The sequence below is a fragment of the Agrobacterium sp. ICMP 6402 genome (assembly GCF_009498615.1).
Lineage (GTDB): Bacteria > Pseudomonadota > Alphaproteobacteria > Rhizobiales > Rhizobiaceae > Agrobacterium > Agrobacterium burrii.
In genome coordinates, this window is the sequence record NZ_QSNV01000001.1 from 618,396 (window position 1) to 634,157 (window position 15,762).

16 protein-coding genes are annotated in these 15,762 nt (G+C 58.9%); 8 read left to right on the forward strand and 8 right to left on the reverse strand.

The window, feature by feature from the left end; genetic code table 11:
* Positions 1-53: 53 nt before the first annotated feature.
* Positions 54-1,541: a replicative DNA helicase gene (locus DXT96_RS03145; protein WP_153513496.1), complete on the reverse strand. Its 1,488-nt coding sequence runs from the start codon at positions 1,539-1,541 to the stop codon at positions 54-56.
* 312 nt (positions 1,542-1,853) lie between these two features.
* On the opposite strand from DXT96_RS03145, the gene DXT96_RS03150 reads away from it, so the two are divergent.
* From DXT96_RS03150 to DXT96_RS03160, 3 genes are read left to right on the forward strand one after another with little or no spacing between them, the layout of a single operon-like run.
* Positions 1,854-2,309 carry a MarR family winged helix-turn-helix transcriptional regulator gene (locus tag DXT96_RS03150; RefSeq protein ID WP_149897953.1) on the forward strand — a complete coding sequence of 152 codons (456 nt, stop codon included), beginning with the start codon at positions 1,854-1,856 and terminating at the stop codon, positions 2,307-2,309.
* Positions 2,306-4,051 (forward strand): MFS transporter, encoded by a 1,746-nt coding sequence (locus DXT96_RS03155; RefSeq protein WP_194287537.1) that lies wholly within the window; start codon positions 2,306-2,308, stop codon positions 4,049-4,051. The genes DXT96_RS03150 and DXT96_RS03155 overlap by 4 nt, the downstream gene beginning before the upstream one ends.
* Before the next feature lie 19 nt (positions 4,052-4,070).
* On the forward strand, positions 4,071-5,138 hold the full coding sequence (locus tag DXT96_RS03160; RefSeq protein ID WP_153513497.1) for an HlyD family secretion protein: 1,068 nt from the start codon (positions 4,071-4,073) through the stop codon (positions 5,136-5,138).
* A gap of 269 nt (positions 5,139-5,407) precedes the next feature.
* Here the strand turns inward: DXT96_RS03160 and rplI are convergent, their stop codons facing one another.
* The 6 genes from rplI to DXT96_RS03200 form a co-directional block, all read right to left on the reverse strand.
* Positions 5,408-5,983, reverse strand: a complete 576-nt coding sequence (gene rplI, locus DXT96_RS03170; RefSeq protein ID WP_149897951.1) for a 50S ribosomal protein L9 — start codon at positions 5,981-5,983, stop codon at positions 5,408-5,410.
* 14 nt (positions 5,984-5,997) lie between these two features.
* Positions 5,998-6,972, reverse strand: coding sequence for a DUF2232 domain-containing protein (locus tag DXT96_RS03175; protein WP_174372785.1), 975 nt, complete (start codon positions 6,970-6,972; stop codon positions 5,998-6,000).
* Between the two features lie 185 nt (positions 6,973-7,157).
* Positions 7,158-7,406, reverse strand: coding sequence for a 30S ribosomal protein S18 (rpsR, locus tag DXT96_RS03180; RefSeq protein ID WP_003496832.1), 249 nt, complete (start codon positions 7,404-7,406; stop codon positions 7,158-7,160).
* Positions 7,407-7,419: 13 nt separating this feature from the next.
* Entirely contained in the window at positions 7,420-7,881 is a 462-nt protein-coding gene (gene rpsF, locus DXT96_RS03185) for a 30S ribosomal protein S6 (RefSeq protein ID WP_045016900.1), read from the reverse strand.
* Positions 7,882-8,147: 266 nt separating this feature from the next.
* Positions 8,148-8,783, reverse strand: a complete 636-nt coding sequence (locus DXT96_RS03195; protein WP_153513499.1) for a DUF2272 domain-containing protein — start codon at positions 8,781-8,783, stop codon at positions 8,148-8,150.
* 174 nt (positions 8,784-8,957) lie between these two features.
* Positions 8,958-10,001: an aldo/keto reductase gene (locus DXT96_RS03200; protein ID WP_153513500.1), complete on the reverse strand. Its 1,044-nt coding sequence runs from the start codon at positions 9,999-10,001 to the stop codon at positions 8,958-8,960.
* Between the two features lie 221 nt (positions 10,002-10,222).
* Here DXT96_RS03200 and fabD point away from each other — a divergent pair, with 221 nt between their 5' ends.
* The 4 genes from fabD (at position 10,223) to fabF (ending at position 14,104) form a co-directional block, all read left to right on the forward strand.
* On the forward strand, positions 10,223-11,167 hold the full coding sequence (fabD, locus tag DXT96_RS03205; RefSeq protein WP_153513501.1) for an ACP S-malonyltransferase: 945 nt from the start codon (positions 10,223-10,225) through the stop codon (positions 11,165-11,167).
* 97 nt (positions 11,168-11,264) lie between these two features.
* Positions 11,265-12,002, forward strand: coding sequence for a 3-oxoacyl-[acyl-carrier-protein] reductase (gene fabG, locus DXT96_RS03210; protein ID WP_149897945.1), 738 nt, complete (start codon positions 11,265-11,267; stop codon positions 12,000-12,002).
* Positions 12,003-12,353: 351 nt separating this feature from the next.
* The gene (locus DXT96_RS03215; RefSeq protein WP_003502080.1) at positions 12,354-12,590 is read left to right on the forward strand and encodes an acyl carrier protein; all 237 of its coding nucleotides are present in this window, start codon (positions 12,354-12,356) and stop codon (positions 12,588-12,590) included.
* A gap of 251 nt (positions 12,591-12,841) precedes the next feature.
* Positions 12,842-14,104, forward strand: a complete 1,263-nt coding sequence (fabF, locus tag DXT96_RS03220; RefSeq protein WP_153513502.1) for a beta-ketoacyl-ACP synthase II — start codon at positions 12,842-12,844, stop codon at positions 14,102-14,104.
* A 226-nt stretch (positions 14,105-14,330) separates the two neighbouring features.
* Here fabF and DXT96_RS03225 read toward each other — a convergent pair whose 3' ends face one another.
* Positions 14,331-14,513, reverse strand: a complete 183-nt coding sequence (locus DXT96_RS03225) for a hypothetical protein (protein WP_153513503.1) — start codon at positions 14,511-14,513, stop codon at positions 14,331-14,333.
* On the opposite strand from DXT96_RS03225, the gene mltG reads away from it, so the two are divergent.
* The gene (mltG, locus tag DXT96_RS03230) at positions 14,503-15,723 is read left to right on the forward strand and encodes an endolytic transglycosylase MltG (RefSeq protein ID WP_149897942.1); all 1,221 of its coding nucleotides are present in this window, start codon (positions 14,503-14,505) and stop codon (positions 15,721-15,723) included. The genes DXT96_RS03225 and mltG overlap by 11 nt on opposite strands.
* Positions 15,724-15,762 lie beyond the last annotated feature (39 nt).

A 15,762-nucleotide genomic window follows, 5' to 3' on the forward strand; every position in this document is an offset into this window, starting at 1 on the left:
ACAAAGAGATAGAGCGCTTTCGCGTTTCGGAGAAAAGCGGAAGCGCTCCAGGATCAATGCTCCTCGTACTGGCTGAAGCTCGAGTCGGCCAGATCCGCGAAGCGGGTGAATTCGGACTGGAAGGCGAGCTTCACCGTGCCTGTCGGTCCGTGACGCTGCTTGGCGATGATGACGTCGGCGGTGCCTTTTACCTTATCGAAAAGGGCTTCCCACTCCCCATATTTGGGATCGGAAATATCCCGCGGCTCCATGTTCTTGACGTAATATTCCTCGCGGAACACGAACAGCACCACGTCGGCGTCCTGCTCGATGGAGCCGGATTCACGCAGGTCGGAAAGCTGCGGGCGTTTGTCCTCGCGGCTTTCCACCGCACGGGAGAGCTGTGACAGCGCAATGATCGGAACGTTGAGTTCCTTGCCGAGCGCCTTGAGACCCGTGGTGATCTGGGTGATTTCCTGCACGCGGTTTTCACCACTCTTGCCGGCGCCGGTCATCAGCTGAATATAGTCCACGACAAGAACGTCTAGGCCGCGCTGGCGCTTCAGGCGGCGGGCGCGGGCGGAAAGCTGGGCGATGGAGATACCACCGGTCTGGTCGATGTAAAGCGGCACCTTCTGCATCATCTGGCTGCAGGCGACGAGCTTTTCGAAGTCCGATTCAGTGATGTCACCGCGGCGGATTTTCGAGGAGGACACTTCCGTCTGCTCGGAAATGATACGGGTAGCCAGCTGTTCGGACGACATTTCGAGCGAATAGAAACCGACGACGCCGCCGTTTTTTGCCTTGAACGAACCATCAGGCTGCACTTCCTGATCATAGGAGGCCGCGATGTTATAGGCGATGTTGGTGGCGAGCGACGTCTTGCCCATACCCGGACGACCCGCAAGTACGATAAGGTCGGAACGCTGCAGACCGCCCATGCGGGCATCGAGCGAATGAATGCCGGTGGAAATGCCGGAGAGATTACCGTCACGCTCGAAAGCGGCGCCCGCCATGTCGATCGCCAGCGCCACCGCATCGTTGAACGACTGGAAGCCGCCGTCGTAACGGCCGGTTTCCGCCAGTTCGAACAGACGGCGCTCGGTGTCTTCGATCTGCGCCTGCGGCGGCATGTCCAGCGGCGCGTCAAAGGCGATGTTGACGACATCCTCGCCGATCTGGATCAGCGCGCGGCGCAGCGCCAGATCGTAGATCGCCCGGCCGTAATCCTCGGCATTGATGATCGAGACGGCTTCTGCGGCCAGACGCGCAAGATATTGCGCCACCGTCAGGTCACCGACCTTGTCATCGGCGGGCAGGAAGGTCTTGATCGTCACCGGATTGGCGGTCTTGCCCATGCGGATGATATCGCCCGCCACCTCGAAAATCTTGCGATGCAGGGCTTCGTAAAGATGCACGGGCTTCAGAAAATCCGAAACACGGTAATAGGCGTCGTTATTGACGAGGATAGCACCGAGCAGCGCCTGTTCGGCCTCGATATTGTTCGGGGCTTCGCGGTAATGGGGTTCCGCCGGGGTGATCTTTCTCACAGCGTCGTTCATGGTTTGCGCGATCTCCCTTATGCCTTTGTCCGTAAACGTTGGGTTTGGCTTCCTGGGGCATGGCAGTCAATGATATTGTTGCAACACTATACGGCAGGCTGACGTCCGCTCTGTAAAGCTGGATCACATCTTCAGTTGTCCCCAGCAATCCACAGGCGGGTGGGGACAAGGCGCCGGAATTTTCCGGCAACGTGATTCGCTGCCATGAGTTTACCGCATGGCAGACCCGGCATGAAAGAAACTTGAAAATCGTCAGGCTTACGAATAAATAGGCAGAAAATAAGTAGTGTGCTAATTATAAGGCTTGCTGACATGTCCCGCGAGACCGACAAGGAACAGCTTCTCGATGAGGTTTCCGCTTTCACCCGCAAACTGCGCGCGTTTTTTGATGCGCGGGTAGGGGAAAGCGGCCTGACGCTGGCGCGTGCCCGTGCGCTTTTTGCCCTGTCGCGGCGTGGCCCGCTGACGCAGACCGAGCTTGCCGAAGAAATGGAAATCGAAACGCCGACGCTGGTGCGGGTTCTCGATGGCATGGAAAAACAGAACCTTATCGAACGCCGCTCCGATGAAAACGACCGCCGCGCCAAGCGCATCCACATGACGGAAGAAGGTGAAAAGACCTCCGGCACGGTGCAGGCGGTGGCAAAGGCGCTGCGCTCGGAAATCACCGCCGATATTTCCTCTGAGGATCTGGCCAAGGCGCTGGATGTGATGCGGCGGCTTTCGACCAATCTGCAAAACCTTGCGGCCGGGAGGGTGCAATCATGAGCACCGTGTTGCCGCAGACCACGGACGAAGCTGCCGCTGAAAAGGATGTGACTGTTGTCAGGCCAGAGGAAACCGTGGCTACCACTCAAACGGCGAGCGATGCCGATGGCGGTGAGACCTCGCCGGAACCCGCTGTTCCCGCCGCACCGCAGCCGGTTGAGCAGCCGGTGTGGCTGCGGCTGTGTTTCATTTTTGCGGGCCTGTCGTTCTTCATAACCCAGGGTCTGGGCATGAACCTCGTCATGGCCAATATCTACCAGTTACAGGGCGAATTTTCCGCCACGGTGGCTGAGGTGGCATGGCTTTCCGCCGCCTATATGGCACCCTATGCTACGTTTTCCATCGCGCTCTTCAAGATCAGGGCGCAATATGGCCTGCGACCCTTTGCCGAAGTCTCGATCATCACCTTTGTCGTCGCTTCCTGTCTCAATCTGTTCGTGACGGACCTGCATTCGGCAACCGTGATCCGTTTCGTCAGCGGCATGGCCGCCGCGCCGATCTCGTCACTTGGATTCCTTTATATTCTCGAGGCCTTTCCGCCGGCGCGGAAATTCTCGCTCGGTTTCAGTATTGCGCTGACAGGCACATTGCTGTCGGCACCGATCGCGCGCATGGTTTCTCCGTCCCTGCTGGAAATCGGCGGGTGGAACGCGCTGTATTCCATGGAAGTGGGCTTTGCGCTGATCTCCTTCGCCATGATCTATGTGCTGAAAGTCACGCCGCCGCCGCGCGCCAAAGTCATCGAGCGCATGGATATTCTGAGCTATCTGCTGTTTGCGGGCGGTCTCGGTTGTCTGGCGGTCATGCTGACGCTCGGCCGGTTCTACTGGTGGTTCGAAACATGGTGGCTGGGCGTGCTTCTGGCGACGTCGATCGCGCTCCTGACGCTCATGGCCTTCATTGAATTGCCGCGCAAGAACCCGCTGCTCGACCTGCGCTGGATTTTCTCGAAAACCAACCTGCATGTTATCGCTGTCCTGCTCGTCTACCGCGCGGTTTCATCCGAGCAATCCTCAACGGCGGTCGGCTTTTACCAGCAACTTGGCCTGCTGAACGAACAGACGACGACGCTTTATGCGCTGGTGCTGCTGGCGACGGTGCTTGGCGGTGCGGCCTGCGCCTGGCTGATGCTGACAAAATATGTCGATACGGCCCATGTGATCGCGCTGACGCTGATTGCCGCCGGCTCGTTCATGGACAGCCAGTCCACCAATCTGACGCGGCCGGCGGAGATGTACCTCAGCCAGATGATGATCGCCTTCGGCGCTGCCATGTTCCTGCCGCCCGTCATGTCCAAGGGATTTGCCGCAGCACTTGCGCGTGGCGCGCCCTATCTGGTGAATTTCATCGCCATCTTCCTGTTCACCCAGATCACAGGTTCGATGCTGATGACCGGGTTGCTCGGCAGTTTCGTGACGCTGCGCGAAAAATTCCATTCCAACGTTCTGGTGGAAAATATCCTGCTCACCAACCCCGTGGTCGCCCAGCGCGTATCCCAGCTTTCCGGCGCTTACAGCCATGTCATCACCGATCCGGCGCTGCTGAAGGCCGAGGGGCTGTCGCTTCTGGGACAGCAGGTCAGCAGGGAGGCCTATGTGCTCGCCTATAACGACACGTTCCTGCTGATATCCGTTGTTTCGGCGCTGGCGCTGGCAGCGCTTTTACTCCACCTTGCATGGATGCGCATCCGTCCGTTCCTTTTCCGGGACAATGTCGAAGCCGCACCGGCACTACAGTCTTGAACATTCCAAGAGTGACAAAATGCTGAAGAAGTTTTTTACCCCCGTTTCCATTCTCGTGCTGCTCGGCGGTCTCGCCGGCATAGCGCTCGTGCTTTACGCCTGGCGGCTGCCGCCGTTTCTCTCCACCGTGGAAATGACCGACAATGCCTTCGTGCGCGGTTACGTCACGACCATGAGCCCGCAGGTCAGCGGTTATGTCGTGGATGTGCCGGTCAAGGACTATCAGGAGGTCAAACAGGGCACGTTGCTGGCAAAGATCGATGATCGCATCTACCGCCAGAAACAGGCGCAGGCGGCTGCATCGCTCGATACGCAAAAGGCGGCGCTCGACAATTCCCGCCAGCAGGAAAACGCCGCCAATGCCAATATTCTCTCCAGTCAGGCGGCTGTCGACAGCGCCGGGGCTTCGCTGAAACAGGCGCAACTGGCATCCGACCGGCAGGATAATCTCATCAAAAGCGGCGTCGGAACCTCCAGCCTGCAGGAAGAGGCGCATGCCGCGCTTGAAAAGGCCCGGGCATCCCTGTCGCAGGCGAAAGCCGCCCTCGAAGTTTCGCGGCAGGATTTGCAGACGATCATCGTCAATCGCAGCTCGCTGCAAGCCGCTGTCGCCAATGCCGAAGCCGCCGTCGAACTCGCTAAAATCGACCTCGACAATACCGAAATCCACGCGCCGGTGGACGGCAGGCTCGGCGAAGTCGGCGTGCGCACCGGCCAATATGTCACCGCCGGCACGCAATTGATGGCTGTCGTGCCGCATGATGTCTGGGTCATCGCCAACTTCAAGGAAACCCAGCTTGCTGGCATGCAGGTCGGCCAGCCGGTAACGATCTCGGTGGATGCGCTGCATCGCCGCAAGCTCAACGGCCGTGTCGAGCGGTTCTCGCCGGCCACCGGATCGGAATTCGCGGTCATCAAGCCCGACAATGCGACGGGCAATTTCGTGAAGATCGCCCAACGACTTGGAGTTCGCATCGCGATCGATGCGGATCAGCCGCTGGCGGCGGATCTGTCGCCGGGCATGTCGGTGGTGGTGCATGTGGATAAAAGCGCGGCGGTTGAGGGGGCGGAGACGGCGGCGAGGTAGCGGGTGTTGAGGGTGCGGAGAGGTTACCCCCCTCTGTCCTGCCGGACATCTCCCCCACAAGGGGGGAGATCGACAGGCGGCTACCGCTCGATCATCTCAACGCTGCGAATGTAGCGACGTAATATCGCCTTGCCGATCTCCCTCCTTGTGGGGGAGATGCCCGGCAGGGCAGAGGGGGGGTGAACCTCTCCACACACTCAACATCCCAAAATACAAAAAACCCCGGATGCTTCCATCCGGGGTTTTCCTTATGGCCGCTAGGCCAAGTCTTATTCGTCGTCGCCGTTGCCGTCAGCTTCCGGATCGAAGAAGTCTTCCGGACGCAGTGCGTCTTCGTCAACGCCGTAGATGGCGTCGGCGGAGGTGAGGCTTTCGCCCTTGGACTGGCGTTCGGCTTCTTCGGCGGAACGGGCAACGTTCAGCGAAACCTGAAGCTCGACTTCGGCGTGCAGGTGCAGGGTAACGTCGTGCAGGCCGATGGTCTTGATCGGCGTGTTCAGTTCAACCTGGTTGCGGCCGATGTTGAAGCCTTCGGCAGCCAGGATATCGACGACGTCGCGAGCAGCGACAGAGCCGTACAGCTGGCCGGTTTCGCCAGCCGAACGGACGACGATGAAGGACTTGCCTTCAAGCGCTTCGGCAACCTTCTGGGCTTCCGACTTGCGCTCGAGGTTACGGGCTTCAAGCGTTGCGCGCTCGGTTTCGAAACGGGTCTTGTTGGCGGCGTTGGCGCGTAGCGCCTTGCCCTGCGGCAGCAGGAAGTTACGCGCGTAACCGTCGCGAACCTTGACGGTTTCGCCCATCTGGCCGAGCTTGTTGATACGTTCGAGAAGAATGACGTCCATCTTCTTGATCCTTTCTATGGTTTGGTTTCGTTCGTTGTGTCGGTTTTCCGTGCAGGCGTCAGCGAGATCGTGCTGCGCACGTCGCTCAAGCCGAGCACGAGAATGATGAACAGCGGAAAGACAAAGACCGCCGAGAGATAAGCGAGGATGAGAACCGGCAGCCGCCAGTCCTTTCCGCGCGCCTTTTTATGCAGCGAGGCAAACCCCGCCATCAGGAAACCTGCGCCGAAGGTGCCGCAGATGACGGCGCCGACCATGGCGGCAACGCCCCCGAAGAACATGGCGACGATGCCGCCGAGAAAAATGAAGATGGCGTTGCGGTGCATGCGCAGCGCCGAAGCGATGTCTTCGCGCGGGCGAAGGCCCTTGCCGAAGGAACCGACCAGCCGGGCCGCAAAATAATAGGCCGCAAACAACAGAATGACCCACAGGCCGCCCTGAACGATCGGCAACATCAACACCAGCAGCGATTTCGTCTGCGTCAGCGCCTCGGCATTGGCCTCGAACAGCGGCTCGCGGCTCTGCACTGATGTCATCATCAGGTCGACGATGCGGGCGACGAGATCGGGACCGTAGCCGATCATCCAGCCGAGTATGATGACGGCGACAGAGACCAGAATGCACAGGTGCAGCACGATGCCGGACAGCGGATACCATGCAAGCAGATCATCCGGGCCGCCGAGTTCGGAGGCCGGGCGCGCCAGATTGGCAAGATGCGAAAGCCAGCCCGCCGGGATCAGTGTGAAGATGGCGATGGTGAGCGCGAAAAGCGGCGACATGACCAGCGCGCCGATAATGGCGGTGGTGATGATCGCGACGATGGCGGCGCGGTTGCCCCAGCCCATCCCGGCGATGAAGATCGGCATGGCCGACCCGGCGTAGAGCAGGAAGGAAAAGGACGACTGTGCCGTTGCGCCAAGCGTTAAAAACGCGGCGCATATGCCGGCGAGAACGCCGGAGATCAGCACTGTCTGGTTCAACTTTTGCACTTCGCTGTCCTGCTGAAATTTAAGCAGTTAGAGGATCGTTCCTAAGGAGCGTCATCCCCAACATGGGTTTTATGGTATCGATCCGCGCCCAACGCGGAAGGATTTGAACTCGCAACCTACTGATTAAAAGCAAGTTGCTTTAGAGAAAACGAGGCCGCGCCAAAACGCAGCCTCGCTTTAATTCATTACGCTACGACGTAAGGCAGCAGGCCGAGGAAACGGGCGCGCTTGATCGCCTGGGCGAGTTCGCGCTGCTTCTTCTGGGAAACGGCCGTGATGCGGGAAGGAACGATCTTGCCGCGCTCGGAAATGTAGCGCTGCAGCAGACGAACGTCCTTGTAGTCGATCTTCGGAGCGTTTGCGCCGGAGAAGGGGCACGTCTTGCGACGGCGGTGGAACGGGCGGCGTGCCTGGGAAGAGGATGTATCAGCCATTGGTCAATTCTCCTTATGCACGGTCTTCGCGCGGACGGCGCGGACGGTCTTCGCGGTCGCCGAAGCCACCTTCACGCGGCGGACGCGGACCACGATCTTCGCGCGGGCCACGGTCCGGACGGTCGCCGTCACGGCGCGGACGGTCGTCACGATCGCGCTTCTGCATCATCGCGGACGGGCCTTCTTCGTGGGCTTCGACGGCGATGGTCATGTAGCGAAGAACGTCTTCGTTGATGCGCATCTGACGCTCGATTTCATGGATCGCAGGCGCCGGAGCGTCGATGTCCATGAGAGCGTAGTGAGCCTTGCGGTTCTTCTTGATGCGGTAGGTAAGGGACTTCAGACCCCAGTTCTCGACGCGTCCGACTTTACCGCCAAACGATTCGATAACGCCCTTGTACTGCTCGACAAGTGCGTCGACCTGCTGGGCAGAAATATCCTGCCGGGCAAGGAAGATGTGTTCGTAAAGAGCCATTTAAGCTTTGCCTTTCTTGCGTTTCGTCCTTCACCCGGCAACGGCGCTAAGCCTCAACGACTGCTCCTGGTTAGGCGAGAAAGCCTTAAAGCAAGAAAAGCGTTGTTCGAGACGGTCGAGAGCGGAGACACGGGAGGCCGGAAAAACCTTATGGTTCCTGCTGTTTCGTTACCGAAACCAGCCCTCCGTTCAGCCACCAGCCAATTGGACCGGGTGTTGTGAACAGCGCGCTTATACGGATTTTTCACGTTTTGGCAATGGTTTTGTCAGTTAAGCGCGTTTTTCTTCAGAACGACGAACCATTTATGCCTGGTATCGGCGATATGGCCGCTTTCACTGAGCGGGATCGTTTTCTTTGTCACCGAGTCGAGAACATTGAAGCCTATGACGTCGATTTCTCCCGGTCGTCTGGCAACGACAATATCGGTATGGGATTTATAGCTGCCCACCTTGTCATAATAACCCTGCGCCTGCTGGAAGCTGACTTTGTCATAGGTATAGCCAACGATATCGCCGACATCAGGGGTCGCGCCAGCCTCCTTCAGCCGGTATCCGTGATAGAGGGCGCTCGTCGAGTTTTGCTTACGCGCTTTTATGAAATGGCGAATCCATACGGAATGCGATTCCGCGAAAGGAAACTCTTTCTTGCTGAATTGCGCGGCATGGAACACGTAGGAAATTCCGACGGCCGACCAGAAATAGTGGTCGTTCATAACATCATCCTCCGTCGGCGTTCCACCTCCAACGGAATTATAGTTCTTGATGACGTATTTTGCGAATATGCGGTCGTCATCCTTGTGCCGGATCTGCCTGGCGTCAGTAGAAAGGTTCCATGTGGAGTTTCCCCAGTGCTTCCACTCCTGATCGGCAACATTGAGAATATCTGAGACTGTCCTGGCCATCGAATTCTCCCAATTGTAATATATTTGTTATTTTTGTAAAAAATCCGGTCAATTATTTTATCTATTTATGAAGTTCACCGGCGTGTACCGATATACGCGCCGGTGAACATAATAATACAGAATTCAATTGGTATTGAAAGATGGTTTTATTTGAATTTATGGCCCGGGGATAGTTTAGATCGCCATCGGATACTTCCGATGGATCGCCGCAATCCCCTTCAGCACCTCTTCTGACAGCTTCACATCCGCAGCCGCAATATCCACCTTCAACTGCTCGTTCGTCGTCGCGCCGATGATGGCCGAGGCCATGAAGGGGCGGGTGAGGCAAAATGCGATCGCGAGCTGCGCCGGATCGAGCCCATGTTGCGCCGCAAGCTCCAGATAGGCCTTGACCGGCGCTTCCTGATGCGGCTGCAGGCGGCCGCCGAGTTCCCTGTTGATGGTGCCGCGGGATCCCGCCGGATATGCGCCATTCTGGTATTTGCCGGTGAGAAGTCCGGCCGCCAGTGGCGAATAAGCGAGCAGGCCGACATCCTCGTGATGAGCGACTTCCGACATGTCCAGATCGAAGCTGCGATAGAGCAGATTATATTCGTTCTGGATGGTGGCGACGCGCGGCAGGCCACGGGCCTCGGCGATGTCGATATATTTCTGCGTGCCCCAGGCGCTTTCGTTGGAGAGGCCGATGGCGCGGATCTTGCCGGCTTTCACCAGTTCGCCGAGCGTATCGAGCTTTTCCGTGATTTCGGCGATCGTGCGCTCCTTGTCCTGGCCGGAGGCATCGAAACCCCAGGCGCCGCGGAAGTGGTAGGTGCCGCGGTTAGGCCAGTGGATCTGGTAAAGGTCGATATAGTCCGTCTTCAGACGTGCAAGGCTGGTATCCACCGCCTCGCGGATGGCGCTCGCATCGATATCGCGGCCACCGCGAATATAATCGCGCCCCGAACCGGCGACCTTGGTGGCGAGCACGACCTGATCGCGCTTGCCGGTCTTTTCGAACCACGTGCCGATATATTCTTCCGTCCGCCCCTGCGTTTCGGCGGAAACGGGGGTGGTGGGGTAAAGCTCGGCCGTGTCGAAGAAATTGACGCCGTTTTCGACGGCGTAATCCATCTGCGCATGCGCCTCGGCTTCAGTGTTCTGCGTGCCCCACGTCATGGTGCCAAGGCAAATTTCGGACACGGATATACCCGTGCGGCCCAATAGTCTCTGTTTCATGGAAATGTCCCGGTGCTTGGCGAGATGGAGTGAAAGGTCGCATGAAAGTAATGGGGAATTGCCGCAGTGCAAGAAAAAATATGACTAAAAGAAAGAGTGAATAGGGTGGCAAAACCCTGCGGATGCGCCTGCCGCAGGGCGTCAAGTCTTGACACCGCTGGCCGGAATGTGAATGGAAGTCGCTGGAATAAGGGCAATCCAGAAAAGAAGGACCACATCCCATGGGTATTGCATTCACATTTCCCGGTCAGGGAAGCCAGGCCGTCGGCATGGGCAAGGAACTTGCCGATACCTATGTCGAGGCGCGCGCCGTGTTTGCGGAAGTTGATGAGGCGCTCGGCCAGAAGCTTTCCGATATCATGTGGAACGGCCCGGAAGAAACGCTGACGCTAACGGCGAACGCCCAGCCCGCCCTCATGGCGGTGTCCATGGCGGTCATGCGGGTTCTCGAAGCGCGCGGCCTGAAGCTGTCCGACGCTGTTTCTTATGTTGCCGGCCATTCGCTCGGCGAATATTCGGCGCTCTGTGCCGCCGGCACTTTTTCGATTGCGGATACCGCGCGGCTTCTGCGCATCCGCGGCAACGCCATGCAGGCCGCCGTGCCTGTCGGCGAAGGCGCGATGGCGGCGATCATCGGGCTGGAGCATGATGTGGTTTCGGCAATCTGCGACGAGGCCGGTGTTCTCGGCGTCTGCCAGATCGCCAATGATAATGGCGGCGGCCAGCTGGTCATTTCCGGCTCCAAGGCCGCTGTCGAGAAAGCCGCCGCGATCGCTTCCGAAAAGGGTGCCAAGCGCGCCATCATGCTGCCGGTTTCCGCGCCCTTCCACTCCGCGCTGATGGCGCCGGCTGCGGAAGCCATGCGTGAGGCGCTGGCCAAGGTCAAAAAGAACAATCCAGTCGTGCCTGTTATCGCCAATGTGCGTGCCGCTCCCGTTTCCGACGCCAATGAGATCGCCGCTTTGCTGGTAGAGCAGGTGACGGGCCAGGTACGCTGGCGCGAGACGGTGGAGTGGTTTGCCGCCAACAATGTGACGCAGCTTTACGAGATCGGCTCCGGCAAGGTGCTGACGGGCCTTGCCCGCCGCATCGACAAGACCGTGAACGGCGTTGCCGTCAACGGCGCTGCCGATATCGACCAGCTTCTGGCCACTCTGATAGGCTGATAGCGGGTTTCGCCCGCAATGGCTTTTTTGTTTTTGACAATTCCCGATGCAGAACCGCAAAATTTCCTGCGGAGTTGCTCTAAAGAAGGAACAGGACATGTTAGATCTGACAGGCCGCAAGGCTCTCGTTACCGGCGCGACCGGTGGCATCGGCGAGGAAATCGCCCGCCTTCTGCACAAACAGGGCGCAACCGTCGGCCTGCACGGCACGCGCGTTGAAAAACTCGAGGCGCTGGCGGCGGAACTTGGCGATCGCGTCAAGATTTTCCCGGCTAACCTTTCCGATCGCGCCGAGGTCAAGGCGCTCGGCGAAAAGGCCGAAGCCGAGCTGGAAGGCGTCGATATTCTCGTCAACAATGCCGGCATCACCAAGGACGGCCTCTTCGTGCGCATGAGCGACGATGACTGGGACAATGTCATCGAAGTGAACCTGACGGCGATGTTCCGCCTGACGCGTGAGCTGACGCATCCGATGATGCGCCGCCGTTTCGGCCGCATCATCAACATCACCTCCATCGTCGGCGTTACCGGCAACCCCGGCCAGGCCAATTATTGCGCCTCCAAGGCCGGCATGATCGGTTTTTCGAAGTCGCTGGCGCAGGAAATCGCCACCCGCAACGTCACCGTCAACTGCGTGGCGCCGGGCTTCATTGAAAGCGCCATGACCGGCAAGCTGAACGACAAGCAGAAAGACGCCATCATGGGCGCCATTCCCATGAAGCGCATGGGCACCGGCGCAGAAGTCGCGTCTGCCGTTCTTTATCTGGCTTCCAACGAGGCAGCCTACATGACCGGCCAGACCCTGCACGTCAACGGCGGCATGGCGATGATCTGACGGCGCTTCCAGCCGTCATGAAAACGATTGCGGCGCTATTTCAGCACCTTGTTGGGTAGCTTGCGCCGCAAGGCCCCGCCGACCGGTTTCCGGCTAAATTGCCTGTCATACGCTGTGCTTAGCGCGTTTTCAGGCTTTTCGACCGATTGAAACCGTGTTAATCGGGCCAAGACTGTGAACAGTCGTCCCGGAGAGACAGGAAGCCGTTGCGATTTTGCGTGACGATGTCTAGCTTGGACCGGGTTGAACGGGTTTGCCAGCGGTGCCGGATTTGAACGGCGCATGAGGGCTTCTAACAGGGCAGGGTGCCGCAAGGCATTCCCTTTCAAAATAAAGGTCGAGGAAACCGACATGAGCGATATCGCAGAACGCGTAAAGAAAATTGTAATTGATCATCTTGGCGTTGACGCCGACAAGGTTGTTGAAGGCGCCAGCTTCATTGACGATCTGGGCGCTGACTCGCTCGACACCGTTGAACTGGTCATGGCTTTCGAAGAAGAATTCGGCGTTGAAATTCCCGACGACGCAGCTGACTCGATCCTGACTGTTGGCGACGCCGTCAAGTTCATCGAGAAGGCCCAGGCCTGATCGACCTTCATGGGGGAGGTGCAATATCCTCCCATCTTGGCCCGGCTCGTCCGGGCCAATGTTTTATAAAGAGACGGTGCGTGCCCGAACAGGCGCGTGTTCCGGCCTCCGCATAAGCGTCCCGGCCGGAAACGGTGCGTGGCGAAGATTGTGCGGACATTCGAAATGCTGCAGCGTCTCGCAAACGTCACTCGATGGCGTCCGGCATTGCAGAAGAGACTGATGATTTGGATAAGGGCGGAGCGTTGGCGATGAGGCGTGTCGTTATCACCGGTACCGGCATGGTATCTCCTCTTGGATGCGGAACGGAAATCACCTGGGAAAGGCTGCTCGCCGGCCAGAACGGCGCCCGTCTCGTGACTGAGTTCGAAGTCGAAGATTTGCCCGCAAAGATCGCCTGCCGCATTCCCGTCGGTGATGGCTCCAACGGCACCTTCAATGCCGATGACTGGATGGAGCCCAAGGAACAGCGCAAGATCGATCCTTTCATCCTGTATGGCATGGCCGCCGCCGACATGGCGCTTGCCGATGCGGACTGGCACCCGGAAACGGATGAAGACCAGATTGCCACCGGCGTTCTGATCGGCTCCGGGATCGGTGGCCTGGAAGGCATTGTCGATGCGGGTTACACGCTTCGCGACAAGGGTCCGCGCCGTATTTCACCATTTTTCATTCCCGGCCGTCTGATCAACCTCGTATCCGGCCAGGTTTCCATCCGCCACAAGCTGCGCGGCCCGAATCATTCCGTGGTGACGGCCTGCTCGACCGGCGCGCATGCCATTGGCGACGCCGCCCGGCTGATCGCGCTCGGTGATGCCGAGGTCATGGTTGCCGGCGGTGCCGAATCACCGGTCTGCCGCATTGCGCTTGCCGGTTTTGCCGCCTGCAAGGCGCTTTCCACCCAGCACAACGACGATCCGCAGAAGGCATCCCGGCCCTATGATCGCGACCGCGACGGTTTCGTCATGGGTGAGGGTGCGGGCATCGTCGTTCTGGAAGAGCTGGAACACGCCAAAGCGCGCGGCGCGAAGATTTACGCCGAAGTCGTCGGTTATGGCCTTTCCGGCGATGCCTACCACATCACGGCCCCGTCCGAGGACGGCGATGGCGCCTATCGCTGCATGGCTATGGCGCTGAAGCGCGCCGGCCTGACGCCTGATGATATCGACTATATCAACGCCCACGGCACCTCCACCATGGCCGATACGATCGAGCTTGGCGCAGTCGAACGGCTTGTCGGCGATTCGGCTACGAAGATTTCCATGTCTTCCACCAAGTCGGCCACCGGCCATCTTCTCGGTGCTGCGGGTGCAATCGAGGCGATTTTCGCCGTGCTCGCGATCCGCGATAATATCGTGCCGCCGACGCTGAACCTCGATAATCCCGATGTGGAGACGAAGATCGATCTGGTGCCGCACAAGGCCCGCAAGCGCCAGGTCAACGTGGCGCTCTCGAATTCTTTCGGCTTCGGCGGCACCAACGCCTCCCTCGTGCTGCGTCGTTACGAAGCATAAGATTATATAAGCCGCGGCGGCTTTTGCCGTTGCGGTGGCAACCCGCGCCGCAAACCGCCTCGGACGGTTGCGGCTTTCTCCCGGCGGGTGCTGAAAGAGGGTGCTCTTTCCTTTGAAGAACGCATCGCGCGTCAGCGAAAGCCATTTCGATTTTCGCGCCGATATTGTAGTCGTTTACGGGAGACGGTTTACCGGTTTCGGGAGGATTATCTCGGTGTGGGCGATTTCACGCCGCAGAAGGTTGTTCCTGACCGGCTTTGCCGGAAAAGACGATTCGTGAAGGACGCAAAGACAACTTCACGATCTCTCTATGTGGTGCAGGAAGATATTCCGAACCTGTTTTTGCCGCATTACCTGCGCAAAAAGCGCTGACAACGCCGAACTGAAAAGGACCGACGGTGAGCGACACGAACCAGAACAGCCAGGGACCATACGGACGAGACGGTGGAAGCGAGGGCAATCGCGGCCCGATCATTCCGAAATCTCCGACCGAGGCGCTGCGCCCGGAAAAGGTGCCGGCTCCGCCCAAGCGCTCGCGCAAGGCCCATGGCCAGCTGGTGATCTTCCTGAATTTTCTGATGACGCTTGCGGTTGCCGTCTGCGTACTGGCCATTGCCGCTTTCTATTACATGATCAACGCGTTCCAGGAGCCAGGCCCGCTTGAGACGAACACGCATTTCACGGTGCGCAACGGCGCTGGCATCATCGAAATCGCCAATAATCTCGAGCGTAACGACGTTGTTTCGAATGCCCGTATTTTCCGCCTGATGACAGGTAGCTACCTGCAGAAGGACCAGACGCTGAAAGCCGGTGAATACGAGATCAAGGCCGGCGCATCGATGAAGGACATCTTGACGCTGCTGGAATCCGGCAAGTCGATCCTTTATTCCGTGTCGCTGCCGGAAGGCCTGACCGTCAAGCAGATGTTTGCGCGCCTTGCCGCAGACGAGGTGCTGGATGGCGAGCTGCCCTCCGCCCTGCCTGACGAGGGCAGTCTTCGCCCGGATACCTATCGCTTCACCCGCGGCACCAAGCGCGAAGAGATCATCAACCAGATGAGCGCGGCGCAGGACAAGCTGATCGACATGATCTGGGAGCGGCGCGACCCCGACCTGCCGATCAAGACCGTCGAGGAATTCGTGACGCTCGCCTCGATCGTCGAAAAGGAAACCGGCAAGGATGACGAGCGCGCCCATGTCGCCTCCGTCTTCTATAACCGGCTGAAGAAAGGCATGCGGCTGCAATCCGACCCGACGATCATCTACGGTCTGTTCGGCGGTGACGGCAAACCTTCCGACAGGCCGATCTACCAGTCGGACCTGCAGAAGCAGACGCCGTTCAATACCTATGTCATCAAGGGCCTGCCGCCGTCGCCCATCGCCAATCCGGGCCGGGCCGCACTTGAGGCGGTCGCCAATCCCTGGCGCACGGATGACATTTATTTCGTTGCCGATGGCACGGGCGGTCACGTTTTTGCCAAGACGCTGGACGAGCACAACGCCAATGTCCGCCGCTGGCGCAAGATCGAGGCGGAAAAGGCGGCAGCCGGCGGCAGTCCCGATGTTGCCGTCGACGGCCAGCCAGGTGGCGCAGAGGCGGAAAAACCGGCCAATAACTGATAATTCTTACCGGGTCTTGTTAGCGCAAGGCCCGGTTTC

Excerpts from the sequence above, each read along its gene's own strand:
- DXT96_RS03145 (WP_153513496.1), bottom strand. The coding sequence starts at position 1,541 with ATGAACGACGCTGTGAGAAAGATCACCCCGGCGGAACCCCATTACCGC.
- DXT96_RS03150 (WP_149897953.1), top strand. The coding sequence starts at position 1,854 with ATGTCCCGCGAGACCGACAAGGAACAGCTTCTCGATGAGGTTTCCGCT.
- DXT96_RS03155 (WP_194287537.1), top strand. The coding sequence starts at position 2,306 with ATGAGCACCGTGTTGCCGCAGACCACGGACGAAGCTGCCGCTGAAAAG.
- DXT96_RS03160 (WP_153513497.1), top strand. The coding sequence starts at position 4,071 with ATGCTGAAGAAGTTTTTTACCCCCGTTTCCATTCTCGTGCTGCTCGGC.
- rplI (WP_149897951.1), bottom strand. The coding sequence starts at position 5,983 with ATGGACGTCATTCTTCTCGAACGTATCAACAAGCTCGGCCAGATGGGC.
- rpsR (WP_003496832.1), bottom strand. The coding sequence starts at position 7,406 with ATGGCTGATACATCCTCTTCCCAGGCACGCCGCCCGTTCCACCGCCGT.
- rpsF (WP_045016900.1), bottom strand. The coding sequence starts at position 7,881 with ATGGCTCTTTACGAACACATCTTCCTTGCCCGGCAGGATATTTCTGCC.
- DXT96_RS03195 (WP_153513499.1), bottom strand. The coding sequence starts at position 8,783 with ATGGCCAGGACAGTCTCAGATATTCTCAATGTTGCCGATCAGGAGTGG.
- DXT96_RS03200 (WP_153513500.1), bottom strand. The coding sequence starts at position 10,001 with ATGAAACAGAGACTATTGGGCCGCACGGGTATATCCGTGTCCGAAATT.
- fabD (WP_153513501.1), top strand. The coding sequence starts at position 10,223 with ATGGGTATTGCATTCACATTTCCCGGTCAGGGAAGCCAGGCCGTCGGC.
- fabG (WP_149897945.1), top strand. The coding sequence starts at position 11,265 with ATGTTAGATCTGACAGGCCGCAAGGCTCTCGTTACCGGCGCGACCGGT.
- DXT96_RS03215 (WP_003502080.1), top strand. The coding sequence starts at position 12,354 with ATGAGCGATATCGCAGAACGCGTAAAGAAAATTGTAATTGATCATCTT.
- fabF (WP_153513502.1), top strand. The coding sequence starts at position 12,842 with ATGAGGCGTGTCGTTATCACCGGTACCGGCATGGTATCTCCTCTTGGA.